Below are 13,061 nucleotides of genomic sequence, written 5' to 3'. Positions count from 1 at the left end.
CATTGGTGTAGCCGACCAGCGAGACACGGAAGGTCCCGCTCTTCTCGCGCGCACGACGCTGCGTGCCGCGCTGCCGCTTGACCTTGTCCAGCCGCGCCTTCACCGACTTGATGCGCTCGCCGATCATGCGGCGGTCCAACTCGATCTGGGCCTCGCCCGGGCCGCCGCGATGGCCCACGCCGCCGCGCTGTCGCTCCAGGTGGGACCAGCGGCGCACCAGCCGTGTGGCCAGGTACTGCAGCCGCGCCAACTCGACCTGGAGCTTGCCCTCGTGGCTCTTGGCACGCTGGGCGAAGATTTCCAGGATCAACGCCGTGCGGTCGGCCACCGGCACCCCAATATGGCGCTCCAGGTTGCGCTGTTGCGCCGGGGACAGCGCCTGGTCGAAGATCACGCCGTCGGCCCGATGGACCAACACCAGTTCCTTGATCTCGTCGGCCTTCCCGGAACCGATGAACAGCGCCGGATCGGGCGCCTTGCGGCGTGCGATCACTCGCGCAACGGTGTCGTCGCCGGCCGATTCCGCCAGCAGGGCCAGCTCATCGAGCGTTGGGTCGAACGAGTGGCCGCTGCCGAGATCAACGCCGACCAGCACGGCACGCGCCGGCCCGTCGCCGGGCGGCGCTGCATCGTCCCTCGCGTCGAGGTTCAAGGCGGATGAGGAGGCTTCGCGCCCGAGTCAGGCGATCAAGCGGGGTCGGCTTGGTCGTTGGCGTGGAAGTTGACGGGACGGCCCGGCACGACCGTCGAAATGGCGTGCTTGTAGACCATCTGCGTCACGGTATTGCGCAGGAGAACGACGTACTGGTCAAAAGACTCGATGTGCCCCTGCAGCTTGATGCCGTTGACGAGGTAGATCGAGACCGGTACATGCTCCTTGCGCAGCAGGTTCAGGAAGGGGTCTTGTAGGAGTTGCCCTTTGTTTGACACGATATGCTCCGTGTTGAGAGTTCGAGATGGCTCACCTTAACACATGATCCCAAGCAAAGGGGGCGTGCAAGAGGGGATGCCCGTAGTCAGCCGTTCTTGTCGTCGTCGAACGGATTGCGCGACGATTTCATCTCGATGCGCAGCGGCGTGCCCACCAGCTTGAAGTGTTCGCGGAAGCGACCTTCGAGGTAGCGCTTGTACGCATCGGTGACGTGCTCCAGCGCATTGCCGTGCACGACCACGATGGGTGGGTTCATGCCGCCCTGATGCGCGTAGCGCAGCTTGGGTCGAAACATGCCCGCCCGCTTGGGCGCCTGGTGTTGCACGGCTTCATGCAGCAGGCGGGTCAGCACGGGTGTGGGCATCTTGGCGATTGCCGAGGCGTGCGCTTCGGCGATCGCCTTCCACAGGGGCCCCAGGCCCTGCCGCTTCAGCGCAGAGATGTGCAGCACCGGGGCGTAACGCAGGAACGCCAGGCGCTGTTCAACCGAGCGCTCGAACATCTCGCGCTGGTAGCCGTCGACCGCGTCCCACTTGTTGACCGCGATCACCACCGCACGTCCGGCCTCCAGGATGTAGCCGGCGATGTGGGCATCCTGGTCGCTGACACCCTGCGTCGCATCCAGCAGCAACAGCACGACATTCGCATCGGCGATCGCCTGCAGCGTCTTGACCACCGAGAACTTCTCGATCGCCTCGAACACCTTGCCCTTGCGGCGCAGTCCTGCGGTATCGATGAGCTCGAACTTGCGTCCGCCCCGCTCGAAGGGCACGCTGATCGCATCGCGCGTGGTGCCCGGCTGGTCGAATGCCACCAGCCGCTCCTCGCCGAGCCAGGTATTGATCAAGGTGGACTTGCCGACGTTCGGCCGGCCGGCCACTGCCAACCGTATCGGAGCGTCCGCGTCCGGCTCCGATTCCCCGTCCTCTTCGTCCTCGGGAAAGTCGGCCAGCGCGGCTTCCACCAGACTGCGCACGCCCTGACCATGAGCGGCCGAGACGGGATGCGGCTCGCCGATGCCCAGCTCGTGGAACTCGGCCAGCAGCGGCGATTCGGTCAGGCCCTCGGCCTTGTTGACGGCCAGCACCACGCGCTTGTTGGCGCCGCGCAGGTACCGTGCAATGTCGTGGTCCTGACCTGCGACGCCGGTGCGGGCATCGACCACGAAGATGACCGCATCGGCCTCGGCCACCGCAGCCTGGGTCTGGCGCGCCATCATCGCGACGATGCCGGTGGGCTTCTCGGGCTCGAAGCCGCCGGTGTCGATGACGATGAACTCGCGCCCGCCCTGCTTGCCGTCGCCATAGTGGCGATCGCGCGTCAGCCCGGCGAAGTCGGCAACGATCGCATCGCGGCTCTTCGTGAGCCGATTGAACAGCGTCGACTTGCCAACATTGGGTCGACCCACCAGCGCGATCACGGGCTTCATGCGCAGACCCTGAGGCTCAATCGGTGCGGAACGCGTACAGCCCGCCGCTGCGCGTAGCCACCAGCACCGTGCCGGCACTGGCCACCGGCTGGGCGACCACTGCCGATCCGTCGGTGGGCAGCCGCAGCAAGGTCTTGCCGTCTTCGCGCGACAGGAAGTGCACCTGGCCCTCGATGTCTCCGAACACCACCGCCTTGCCCACGCTCAGCGGTGCGGACAGGCCACGGTACAGCAATCGCTCGTTGGTCCACGCCGTATCGCCGTTGCTGGCGCGCCAGGCAGTGATGCGATCGGACGCATCGGCGCCGAACACCAGTTCGGCATCGCCGCCCAGCGCCTGCTGGCCGGCATTCAGGCGGCTCCAGCGCAGCGTATGGGTGTTGGCCGCGATGCAGCCGACGGCGGTCTGGAACGCACGGGCGCAGACGGTGTCGCCGACACGCAGCGCCGGGCCGACCAGGTCGTTCAGACGCTCGACTTCGTTGGTGCCGCGCGGCGAGGTGACGGCCACGTCCCAGCTTTGCGCACCCTTCAGCGGCTCGACCCCGACCAGCGAGGCGCCCTGCCCCACCAGCAGCGTGTTCTTGTATGCGGCCAGCACGGCCGGCTGCGCCAAGGTCAACGGCTCCCCGCTGCGCTTGTAGGTCCACAAACGCCGCCCATCGAGGGCATCGAAGGCGTGCACGAGGCGGTCGACACCGACGACGAACACGCGCTCACCTGCCACGAGCGGCGCAGTCGTCGTGCGGGACTGCAACGGGGTGCTCCAGATGCGATTGCCGCGATCCAGCACGACCAGCTCGTTGTCGACCGTGACGACCGCCGCGTAGCGCCCGTCGCTGCCGACACCGGCCGACAGCTTGCGACCCGCCTGACCGCGCCACTGCTCGCGACCGGTCGCCGCCTCCAGCGAGACGACTGAACCGTCGCCGCCGGCGACAATGAAGTTGCCGTCGCGCACGGTGACGGCCAGCGGGAACTGGATGGCGTCGACCCTGGCACTCCAGACCAAGTGGCCGCTGATTTGAGGCGTTATCACCTCCAGCGCGGTCGGCTTCGGCTTCTCGGTGCTGGAGCATGCGGCGAGCGCCACCGTGGCGACCAGCGCCAGGCAGTTGACCAGGCGGCTCATCGGCTGGCTCCCGAGGCCGCCGACGCGGCCGGCGCGGCGCCCATGGCGGTGAGCTTGGCCTCGACCAGGTTGCGGTAGCCGGTCTTCTCGTCCAGCCCCTTGTAAGCCGCTTCGTAAGCGGCCTTGGCCTCGTCCTTCTTGCCCTGGGCCATCAGGACGTCGCCGCGCCGATCGGCCACCAGCGCTGCGAACTCGGGGGCCGTGGCACCCGCCAGCTGCTTCAAGGCATCGTCGTACTGCTTGGCATCGAGCAGCAGCGCAGCCAGGCGCAGGCGCGCAATGCTGCGGTACTCGTCCTCAGCGGCGTTGTCGGCCACCCAGGCAAGGCTGGCCCGGGCCGCGTCGGCCTGGCCCTTGTCCAGTTGCAGCTTGGCGGCCAGCAGGCCGGCCTGCTGGGCATAGGCCGTGCGGCCGAAATGCTCCTTCATGTCGCCAAAGACCTGCGTGCCGCGGGCGGCGTCGCCTGCCTGTGCCGCCTTGTCGAGCTCGTCAAACAACGCCGCGGCCTTCTCGGCCTGGCTGCGCTGCCAGATGTTCCAGCCATTCCAGCCTGCGAAGGCCAGCAGCGCCAGCGTCAGAACCCAGGTGATCAGGTTGCCATGCTGCTTCCAGAATGCCTTCAGTTCGTCGAGTTGTTCCTGCTCCTGCAGGTCGAGTTGGTTCGCCATGGCGCCAGTCGGAGGTCGAAGGGAGGGATTATGGCTTGCGCAATTCGTGCGCCCAGCCGGCCACGTCGGCCAGCGGCTTCAGGGTTTGCGTGGCGGCGGCGTCGCGCAAGGGCTTCAGCGCCACCATGCCCTGCGCCAGTTCGTCAGCGCCGAACACCAGCGCGTAGCGCGCGCCGCTGGCATCGGCCTTTTTGAACTGCGACTTCATGCTGCCGCCGCCTGCGTGCATCTGCACCGCGACGCCGGCTGCACGCAGCGATTCCAGGGCCAGCATCGCCTGCGGCAGCGCCGCAGCGTCGCCGATCACCGCGTAGGCCGCGGGCGCACTGTCCGGCACCGGCAGACCGAGCTCCTGGATCAGCAGCAGCAGGCGCTCGATGCCCAGTCCGAAGCCCACCGCCGGCGCGGGCTTGCCGCCGAGCTGCTCGAACAGCCCGTCGTAGCGGCCGCCCCCGCACACCGTGCCTTGCGAGCCGAGCTGGTCGGTGACCCACTCGAACACCGTGAGGTTGTAGTAATCCATGCCACGCACCAGGCGCGGGTTGACGCGGTAGGCCAGGCCGGCCGCGTCGAGCACCGCGCGCACGCCGTCGAAATGCGCCAGCGTCTCGGGCCCCAGGAAATCCATCAGCTGCGGCGCGCCTTCCACCAGCGCCTGCATCGCCGGGTTCTTGGTGTCGAGGATGCGCAGCGGATTGCTGTGGAGCCGGCGCCGCGCGTCTTCGTCGAGCTGGTCGGCGTGGGCCTCGAAGTAGGCGATCAGCGCGGCACGGTGGGCCTGGCGCTCGGCCGGCTGGCCCAGGCTGTTGAGTTCCAGTCGCACATGCTGCCCTTCGACCAGGCCCAGTTCCCGCCACAGGCTGCGCACCATGAGGATCAGCTCGGCGTCGACATCCGGCCCGGCAAAGCCCAGCGCCTCGACGTCGAGCTGGTTGAACTGCCGGTAGCGGCCCTTCTGCGGCCGCTCGTGGCGGAACATCGGGCCCAGGGTCCACAGGCGCAGCGGCCCGTTGTACAGCGCGTTGTGCTCGACCATCGCACGCACGATGCCGGCGGTGGCCTCGGGACGCAGCGTGAGCTGGTCCCCGTTCATCGAGTCGGTGAAGGAGTACATCTCCTTCTCGACGATGTCGGTCACCTCGCCCAGGCCGCGCACGAACAGCGCTGTGGATTCGACGATCGGCGTCAGCAGGTACTGGTAGCCGTAGCGGCCGAGCACCGACCGCACGGTGGTCTCGAACCATTGCCACAGCGCGCTGTCGGGCAGCTTGTCCTTGCGGGGCACGCTGCCCGGCAGGATGTCGTTCATGCCCTTGATGGCCTTGAGGACGTTGCTCATGAGAGATGAAACCTGGAGGGCGCCGCCGCTGGCGGCGCTGGAGCGAAAGGAAGCAGGGCCGCAGGGCGCGGCCAGCGGGTGATAGCGGCCGAAAGGAGCGTCAATGCGCCGCGGTGGCGGCGCCAAAGCGGCGCTCGATGTAGCCCTCGACGATGCGGTGGAATTCCTGCGCGATGCCTTCGCCGCGCAAGGTCATGGCCTTCTGGCCGTCGATGAACACCGGCGCTGCCGGCGCCTCGCCGGTCCCAGGCAGGCTGATGCCGATGTCGGCATGCTTGCTCTCGCCAGGGCCGTTGACGATGCAGCCCATCACTGCGACCTTCAGGTTCTCGACACCGGGATAACGCGCGCGCCACACCGGCATCATCGCGCGCAGGTGGTCGTCGATCTGCTTGGCCAGTTCCTGGAAGGTGGTGCTGGTGGTCCGGCCACAGCCCGGACAGGCGGTGACGCTGGGATTGAAATGGCGCAGGCCCAGCGCCTGCAGGATCTCGAGCGCAACCACCACTTCCTGCGTGCGCGCCTCGCCGGGTTGCGGTGTCAGCGAGACGCGGATGGTGTCGCCGATGCCCTGCTGCAGCAGCACGCCCAGCGCCACCGACGAGGCCACCGTGCCCTTGGTGGCCATGCCGGCTTCGGTCAGGCCCAGGTGCAGCGCGTAGTCGCAGCGCCGCGCCAGGGCCTGATAGACGGTGATCAGGTCCTGCACGCCGCTGACCTTGCAGCTGATGATGATCTGGTTGGGGTCGAGCCCGAGTTCGCGCGCCCAGTCGGCCGACTGCAGCGCCGATTGCACCAGTGCCTGGTACATCACCTGCTTCGCGTCCCAGGGCGCGGCGCGGCGCGCGTTTTCGTCCATCATCGAGGCCAGCAGTTCCTGGTCCAGGCTGCCCCAGTTGACGCCAATGCGCACCACCTTGTCGTGCCGGCACGCCGCTTCGATCATCTGCGCGAACTGGCGGTCGCGCTTCTGGCCCTTGCCGACGTTGCCCGGGTTGATGCGGTACTTCGACAGCGCCGCCGCGCAGTCGGGATACTCGGTCAGCAGCGTGTGGCCGTTGTAGTGAAAGTCGCCGATCAAGGGCACGTCGATGCCCATGCGGTCGAGCTGCTCGCGGATCGCGGGCACGGCCTTGGCCGCCTCGGGTGTGTTGACGGTGATGCGCACCAGCTCCGAACCCGCGATCGCCAGCTCCTTGACCTGGATCGCGGTCTCGATCACGTCCACCGTATCGGTGTTGGTCATCGACTGCACGCGCACCGGCGCGTCGCCGCCAATCGTCACGATGCGGCTGCCCCAGGCCACGCGGGCCTGGCGCGAACGGCGCGCGGCCGGCAGCGCCGGGGTGATCAGCGGCAGGTCGGGGCTGGCGGAATCGCTCATGGTCGGAGACAAGGTCTGCGCAATGCGGTCGCCATCATGGCAGCTCGACGTTGGCCACGTTGTTCTGGGCCCTTGCGGACAGATCAACGGTCTGGCCCCGGTGCAGCAGCACCGTGCCCTTCACATTGCCGATGCGCAGGCGCAGCGGACGCGCACCCTCCAGGTCCACCGTCTCGCCGGCCTGCAAGGTGCGGTTGACCAGCACCTGGCCGCGGGCGTCGGTCGCCTGCACCCAGGTGGCCTGGGCCGCCTGGATGCGCGTGGCCGAAGCGGGGGCGGCCGTGGCGGCTGAGGCAAGCGGCGCAGGTCCGCTGGCCTGGGCTGCCGGTGCCACGGCGGCGGCCGCGGGCGCCGATGCCGCCGAAGCCGACACCACCGCCGAAGCGGCCTCGACCACCGCCTGGGTGACGGTTTCGACCACGCTGGCGGGCCGTGCGGCAGGTGGCATGGCCGGGGCCGGCGCCGTCGGTGCCGCGGACTCGTCGGCCGGCGTGCCGGCCGGCAACCAGCGCTGCACCCAGTGCCCCGGCACCAGGACGAAGGCCGCCGCACCGGCCAGCAGCAAGGCCGCCAGCCACAACATGGGGTGACGCAGCAGCACCGATTCGACCGGATCGCTGCTGCGACCAGGCCGCTCGCGGAAGGGCGTGTTGAGGCCGGCGTCGACCTTTTCCAGCGCTGCCGCCCGGCTGGAGGGCAGTTGCGACAACACCGGCTGGGCGTCGATCTTCAATACCCGGCAGACGCTCTGCGCGAGGGCTCGCGTGAAGGTGGCGTCCGGCAGCTCGTCATAGCGGCCGGCTTCCAGCGCCTCGAGTTTGGCCGGCGCCACCTTGATCGACGCGGCCAGCGCCGCGATGTGCAGCCCCTGCTTCTGCCGCGCGGCGCGCAGCAGCTCGCCGGCCGCGTTGCCCGCGGGCTCACGTGGCGAGACGGCGGGCTCAGTCATCGAAGCGCCCTGCATCGAGCAGCCTGACTTCCGGTGCGTCCGGGAATCGGCTGCGCATCTGCTCGCCGAGATCACGCGCGCCGCCGCGGTTCCCGAGCTTGTATTCGATGCGTGCCGCCAACCACAGCGACTGCGCGTTCGTCGTCGCCGGATCGGCATTGACGCGCCCGATGTAGAAGCGCGCGCGAGTGAACTCACCGCGGCGCAGGAGCACATCGCTGAGGTTGACGGCAGTGCTGGGATTGGCCGGGTCGAGCTCGTACGAGCGCATCATCGAGGTTTCAGCCTCGGCCAGTTGACCTGCCCGCGCCTGGCAGATGCCACGGGCCAGCCAGGTGCGCGAGGCGTCCCGGTACTGCGGCGTGGCCAGCGCCTGCTGGAACTGCGCAGCAGCATCCGCGTAGCGCTGGCGCTGGCACAGGTACCAGCCGTAGTTGTGCATCGCGTCCGCATCGCTGCGGTTGATCTGCAGCGCGCGGCGGAAGTTGTCCTCGGCCAGTGCGTCGTCACCCAGGCTCGCGTAGATCAGGCCGCGCAGGCTGTAGGCGGCGCTCTGGTTGGGACTGGCTGCGAGCGACAGCTTCACTTCGTCGAGCGCGGTGTCGTACTGGCCCCGCGCGAAATAAGCCCCCGCCAGCTCCAGCCGCACGCGGGCGCGTCGATCGGCATCGGTCTGGTCGGACTCGGTGCTGCGCTCCTTCAGCTCGCCCGACGCCGCGCCCTGGGACGCACAGCCTGGCAGCACCAGCACCGCACTCGCCACCAACAGCGGCCAAGCCAGTGACTGAAGGCAGCGCAGCGCCGGAGCAAGGGTCATGTCAGATCCTGGGTGGATGGCTCGATGCGGATGACAGGGCGCGTCATGCGCTTGTGGACGCGGGTGCGGTCCTGCACCTCGCCAGCCAGCTGGCCGCAGGCCGCATCGATGTCGTCGCCACGGGTCTTGCGCACCGTGGTCACGATGCCGGCCTCCTGCAGCTGGCGGGCGAAGGCCATGACGCGCTCGCGCGGCGAACGCCTCAGGCCCGAGGCCGGGAACGGATTGAACGGGATCAGATTGAGCTTGCAGGGCACCCGTTGCTCGGCGCGCGGGCCGTGCACCAGCGCGATCAACTCGCGGGCCTGCTCGGGACCGTCGTTGACGCCGTCGAGCATGCAATATTCGAAGGTGATGAAGTCGCGCGGCGCGGATGCCAGGTAGCGGCGGCAGGCCTGCAGCAATTCGGCCAGCGGATACTTGCGGTTCAAGGGCACCAGCTGGTCGCGCAAAGCGTCGTTGGGTGCGTGCAGTGACACGGCCAGCGCCACCGGGCAATCCTCGCGCAGGCGGTCGATCATCGGCACCACGCCGGAGGTCGATACCGTCACGCGCCGGCGCGACAGTCCGTAACCATGGTCGTCCAGCATCGTGCGCAGCGCGGGCACCAGCGCCGCGTAGTTCTGCAGCGGCTCGCCCATGCCCATCATCACGACATTGCTGATGGCGCGTTCGCCCGCCGCCAGGCCCAGGCGTTGGCGCAGGTGGTGCTCGGCAAACCACAGTTGCGCAACGATCTCGCCCGTGCTCAGGTTGCGGCTGAAGCCCTGGTGGCCGGTGGAGCAGAAGCGGCAACCGACCGCGCAACCGGCCTGCGAGGAAACGCACAGGGTGCCACGGTCGTCCTCGGGGATGAAGACGGTCTCGACCGCGTCGCCGTTGCCGACGTCGAACAGCCACTTGATCGTGCCGTCGGTCGAGGCCTGTTCGCTCAGCAGTGCCAACGGCCTGATCACCGCACTGCCGGCGAGCTTGTCGCGCAGCGACTTGGCCAGATCGGACATCTGCCCGAAATCAGCCGCGCCCTTCTGGTGGATCCAGCGGAAGAGCTGGACGGCGCGGAAGCGCTTCTCGCCCAGGGTTTGGCAATGGGCGGCCAGTCCGTCGAGATCGAAATCGAGCAGATTGACGGGGCTCACGACCGCTGCCGCCCTCTTTGGAAGTTAGCGGCTGTAGACGTTCATGCCGGGGAAGAAGAACGCCACTTCGACAGCGGCGGTTTCCGGCGCGTCCGAGCCATGGACGGCGTTGGCGTCGATCGAATCGGCGAAGTCGGCGCGGATCGTGCCCTTTTCTGCCTTCTTCGGATCGGTGGCACCCATCAGTTCGCGGTTCTTGGCGATCGCGCCTTCCCCTTCGAGCACCTGGATCATCACCGGGCCGCTGATCATGAAGTTGACCAGGTCGTTGAAGAACGGCCGTGCCTTGTGAACGGCGTAGAAGGCTTCGGCTTCACCACGGGACAGGTGGGCCATCTTCGCGGCCACGACCTTCAGCCCAGCGCCTTCGAAGCGTGCGTAGATCTGGCCGATCACGTTCTTTGCCACGGCGTCGGGCTTGATGATCGAGAGCGTGCGTTCGATGGCCATAAAGTTCTCCTGAATCAAAGACTTAACGAGTAAACCCAATATTCTAGCTTGGCTTCGTGTCGAGCCCGGGACGGCTCGGCGAGCTCAGCGGCCGCCGCGGCGCCGGCCGCCGCGGCCTCCACCGCCACCGCCGCCGCCGCTGTTCTGGAACTTTCGCACGAAGGCATCGGCGCCGATGTAGCCCACCGATGTCTTCATCGGATCGGGCTGTCCCCCACCACCCTGGTCACCGCGATTGCGACCGCCGCCACCGCCGCCGAAGCCCCGCTGCTTCTGCACGAAGCGCTTGTCGTAGGTCTGCTCCAGCGGGTTCGGGATCGGTCCATCCTCGGAGAACTCGCGCTTGGGCTGGCGTGCCTCTCGGATGGCACGTTTGTCGAAGGTCTGCATCAACGGGTTCGGGATCGGGCCCCCTTCGCCCGGCTCGCGACGTTCCGGGCTGCGCGGGTTGCTGCCACCGCGCTCTTCGCGCTCGGCCCCCCGGCCGCGCCGGTTGCGGCGGTTCTTGCCACCGCCCTCCTGGCCCTGCTGCTGACGAGGCCCCTGTCCGCCGCCTTGCTGCGGCGCCGGGCGCGGCCCCTCGCGGTTGTCGCGGCCGCCGGCCAGGCGACGCAGTTCGCGCACCTCGGCCTCGTTCAGGTCGACGTAGACGCCGCGCTTCAATCCCCGCGGCAATACCACGCAGCCATAGCGGATCCGGATCAGACGACTCACCGCCAGATCCACGCTGTCGAAGAGCTTGCGCACCTCGCGATTGCGGCCTTCGCTGATCACCACGCGGTACCAGTGATTGGCCCCTTCGCCGCCACCGTCCGCGATGGACTTGAACGCGGCGCGCTGGCCGTCGATCGCGACGCCTTCGAGCAGGCTCTCACGGCTGTCCTCGTCCAGCGTGCCGAGCACGCGCACCGCGTACTCGCGCTCGACGCCGAAGCGCGGATGCATCAGCTGGTTCGCCAGTTCGCCGGAATTCGTGAACAGCAGCAGCCCTTCGGTATTGATGTCCAGCCGACCAACGGACTGCCACTTGCCCTGCGGCAAGCGCGGCAGGCGCCGAAAAACGGTCGGGCGATGCTGCGGATCATCGTGGGTGACGACCTCGCCCACCGGCTTGTGGTAAGCCAGCACGCGCGGCAGCGGCGGCGCGATGCGGACCTTGACCGGCTTGCCCGCGATGCGGATCTGGTCACCGAACGAAATGCGCTGGCCCGTGTGAGCGACCTGGCCATTGACGGTGACCTGGCCATCGGCGATGAGCTGCTCCATGTCGCGGCGCGAGCCGATACCGGCCTGGGCCAGCACCTTGTGCAGCTTCGGCGCGTCGGGTTCGGCAGCCAGCACGCGGCGCTCGGGCACGGTGTCGATGTCGACAGCGGGCACCGCGTCATACGCACCGGACAGGACGTCGGCAAAGGTCTCGCCGGCATCGACCGCCGGCAGGGGGGCGGTCGCCGCGTTCGGCTCAGCGGCGACGGCGCCTTCGGCTTCTTCGTCTTCGTCGTCGCGGATGTCGGCCGGATTGACCACCACGACGCGGACGGCTTCACCGCCCTCGTCCCCTTCGTTCCCTTCGGCTGCCTGCACCTTGTCGCCACTGCCGCGACGGCCGCGGCGGCGATTGCGGTTGCGGCGGCGCCCACCCTCGCCCTCCGGCCCCGCCTCGTCGCCCTCGGCCGCAGGCGGGGCACCATCATCGCGTTCGCCAGAAGACGGCGCAACGGCCTCGACCGGCGGAGCGGGAACGACCGCAGGCGCCGGCACCACCACAGCCTCGGCCACGGGCGCCGGCGCTGACGGCAACGGCGTTGCCTCGGCCCCGGCAGCCGCATCGGCCAGCTCGGCAGCCGGCGCGGCCTTGCGACGCGTGCGCTTGGGCTTGGCTGGTGCGGCCTCTTCGGCCATCGCCGCCGCAGGCGTTGAGTCGGTCGCCACGGGGCCAGCCGGCTCCGCGATGCCTGGCGCTTCGGCGGCCGCGGCCGCCACGCTGCGTCGCCGCCGCGGCTTGGGCGCCGTGGCGGGTGCTTCATCAACCGGGGATTCGGAGACGGGCTTGTCGGTGTCTTGCGGGTTCATGTCGGCACGTCGGGGGTTGACGCTTCGGGCGGGCCGCTTTCGGCGGCGGGTTCGGGACTCGGCTCAGGGGCCGCCTCGTCCAGGGGCAATTGCGATTGGCCGTCTGCCCCTTCGGGCAACAGCGATGGTTGGACCTCGGCAACGGCTTCGAGGGCTGCGGCCGTCGGGGCGCCATCAATGGCGGGCAGTTGGTCGAGACTGTGCAGCCCGAGATCGTCGAGAAACTGCCGCGTGGTCGCAAACAGGGCCGGCCGGCCAGGCGCTTCACGGTAGCCGATGGCTTCGATCCAGCCGCGGTCTTCGAGCTGCTTGATGATCTGGCTGCTCACCATCACGCCGCGGATGTCTTCGATGTCGCCGCGCGTCACCGGCTGGCGATAGGCAATGATGGCCAGCGTTTCCATCGTCGCGCGCGAGTAGCGGGGCGGCTTTTCGGGATGCAGCCGATCGAGGTACTGGCGCATCTCGGGCCGGCTCTGGAAGCGCCATCCGGTGGCCAGGGCGACGAGCTCGACGCCACGGCCTTCCCAATCGCGCACCAATTCGTCCAGCAGGGTGCGCAGGGTGTCGGGACCGACCTGGTCGTCGAACAGGCTGCGCATGTCACGCAGTGGCATCGGCTGCTGCGCGCAGATCAAGGCGGTCTCGAGGACGCGCTTGGCCTCCAGGGTGTTCATGAACCTCTGTTCATCGGGCCGCCTTGGCACAACGGCGGCTGCATCGCTTCAGGCTGGACGAATCGGGTGCAGC

At 68.6% G+C, this 13,061-nt stretch carries 13 protein-coding genes; all 13 read right to left on the bottom strand.

The window, feature by feature from the left end; all coding sequences use genetic code 11:
* On the bottom strand, positions 1 to 652 hold a 652-nt coding region (gene hflX / locus ACILR4_RS07080), incomplete at its 3' end, for a GTPase HflX (RefSeq protein ID WP_395700131.1).
* 35 nt (positions 653 to 687) lie between these two features.
* The gene (gene hfq / locus ACILR4_RS07075; RefSeq protein ID WP_395700130.1) at positions 688 to 930 is read right to left on the bottom strand and encodes an RNA chaperone Hfq; all 243 of its coding nucleotides are present in this window, start codon (positions 928 to 930) and stop codon (positions 688 to 690) included.
* Positions 931 to 1,016: 86 nt separating this feature from the next.
* The gene (gene der, locus ACILR4_RS07070; RefSeq protein WP_395700129.1) at positions 1,017 to 2,360 is read right to left on the bottom strand and encodes a ribosome biogenesis GTPase Der; all 1,344 of its coding nucleotides are present in this window, start codon (positions 2,358 to 2,360) and stop codon (positions 1,017 to 1,019) included.
* 16 nt (positions 2,361 to 2,376) lie between these two features.
* Positions 2,377 to 3,492 carry an outer membrane protein assembly factor BamB gene (gene bamB / locus ACILR4_RS07065; RefSeq protein WP_395700128.1) on the bottom strand — a complete coding sequence of 372 codons (1,116 nt, stop codon included), beginning with the start codon at positions 3,490 to 3,492 and terminating at the stop codon, positions 2,377 to 2,379.
* Positions 3,489 to 4,160 carry a YfgM family protein gene (locus tag ACILR4_RS07060; protein WP_395700127.1) on the bottom strand — a complete coding sequence of 224 codons (672 nt, stop codon included), beginning with the start codon at positions 4,158 to 4,160 and terminating at the stop codon, positions 3,489 to 3,491. The genes bamB and ACILR4_RS07060 overlap by 4 nt, the downstream gene beginning before the upstream one ends.
* A gap of 28 nt (positions 4,161 to 4,188) precedes the next feature.
* Positions 4,189 to 5,499: a histidine--tRNA ligase gene (gene hisS / locus ACILR4_RS07055; RefSeq protein ID WP_395700126.1), complete on the bottom strand. Its 1,311-nt coding sequence runs from the start codon at positions 5,497 to 5,499 to the stop codon at positions 4,189 to 4,191.
* A 100-nt stretch (positions 5,500 to 5,599) separates the two neighbouring features.
* On the bottom strand, positions 5,600 to 6,883 hold the full coding sequence (gene ispG, locus ACILR4_RS07050; RefSeq protein WP_395700125.1) for a flavodoxin-dependent (E)-4-hydroxy-3-methylbut-2-enyl-diphosphate synthase: 1,284 nt from the start codon (positions 6,881 to 6,883) through the stop codon (positions 5,600 to 5,602).
* Between the two features lie 34 nt (positions 6,884 to 6,917).
* On the bottom strand, positions 6,918 to 7,832 hold the full coding sequence (locus ACILR4_RS07045) for a helix-turn-helix domain-containing protein (protein WP_395700124.1): 915 nt from the start codon (positions 7,830 to 7,832) through the stop codon (positions 6,918 to 6,920).
* Positions 7,825 to 8,649: a type IV pilus biogenesis/stability protein PilW gene (gene pilW / locus ACILR4_RS07040; protein WP_395700123.1), complete on the bottom strand. Its 825-nt coding sequence runs from the start codon at positions 8,647 to 8,649 to the stop codon at positions 7,825 to 7,827. Before pilW ends, ACILR4_RS07045 begins: the two co-directional genes overlap by 8 nt.
* Positions 8,646 to 9,788: a 23S rRNA (adenine(2503)-C(2))-methyltransferase RlmN gene (gene rlmN / locus ACILR4_RS07035; RefSeq protein WP_395700122.1), complete on the bottom strand. Its 1,143-nt coding sequence runs from the start codon at positions 9,786 to 9,788 to the stop codon at positions 8,646 to 8,648. The genes pilW and rlmN overlap by 4 nt, the downstream gene beginning before the upstream one ends.
* A 24-nt stretch (positions 9,789 to 9,812) precedes the next feature.
* The gene (gene ndk, locus ACILR4_RS07030) at positions 9,813 to 10,238 is read right to left on the bottom strand and encodes a nucleoside-diphosphate kinase (protein WP_395700137.1); all 426 of its coding nucleotides are present in this window, start codon (positions 10,236 to 10,238) and stop codon (positions 9,813 to 9,815) included.
* Between the two features lie 84 nt (positions 10,239 to 10,322).
* Positions 10,323 to 12,311, bottom strand: coding sequence for a pseudouridine synthase (locus tag ACILR4_RS07025; RefSeq protein WP_395700121.1), 1,989 nt, complete (start codon positions 12,309 to 12,311; stop codon positions 10,323 to 10,325).
* A complete protein-coding gene (gene scpB / locus ACILR4_RS07020) occupies positions 12,308 to 12,988 on the bottom strand; it encodes an SMC-Scp complex subunit ScpB (RefSeq protein ID WP_395700120.1) in 681 nt (226 codons plus the stop codon). Before scpB ends, ACILR4_RS07025 begins: the two co-directional genes overlap by 4 nt.
* Between the last annotated feature and the right edge of the window lie 73 nt (positions 12,989 to 13,061).

Source organism: Aquabacterium sp., assembly GCF_044226965.1.
In the GTDB taxonomy this organism is placed as follows: Bacteria; Pseudomonadota; Gammaproteobacteria; order Burkholderiales; family Burkholderiaceae_C; genus Pseudaquabacterium.
Note: the sequence above shows the minus strand (reverse complement) of the source record. Positions and strands in the feature narration are given on the sequence as shown.

Coding starts and splice junctions, on each gene's coding strand:
- hisS (WP_395700126.1), bottom strand. CDS start 5,499: ATGAGCAACGTCCTCAAGGCCATCAAGGGCATGAACGACATCCTGCCG.
- ACILR4_RS07045 (WP_395700124.1), bottom strand. CDS start 7,832: ATGACTGAGCCCGCCGTCTCGCCACGTGAGCCCGCGGGCAACGCGGCC.
- pilW (WP_395700123.1), bottom strand. CDS start 8,649: ATGACCCTTGCTCCGGCGCTGCGCTGCCTTCAGTCACTGGCTTGGCCG.
- ndk (WP_395700137.1), bottom strand. CDS start 10,238: ATGGCCATCGAACGCACGCTCTCGATCATCAAGCCCGACGCCGTGGCA.
- ACILR4_RS07060 (WP_395700127.1), bottom strand. CDS start 4,160: ATGGCGAACCAACTCGACCTGCAGGAGCAGGAACAACTCGACGAACTG.
- ACILR4_RS07025 (WP_395700121.1), bottom strand. CDS start 12,311: ATGAACCCGCAAGACACCGACAAGCCCGTCTCCGAATCCCCGGTTGAT.
- der (WP_395700129.1), bottom strand. CDS start 2,360: ATGAAGCCCGTGATCGCGCTGGTGGGTCGACCCAATGTTGGCAAGTCG.
- bamB (WP_395700128.1), bottom strand. CDS start 3,492: ATGAGCCGCCTGGTCAACTGCCTGGCGCTGGTCGCCACGGTGGCGCTC.
- ispG (WP_395700125.1), bottom strand. CDS start 6,883: ATGAGCGATTCCGCCAGCCCCGACCTGCCGCTGATCACCCCGGCGCTG.
- scpB (WP_395700120.1), bottom strand. CDS start 12,988: ATGAACACCCTGGAGGCCAAGCGCGTCCTCGAGACCGCCTTGATCTGC.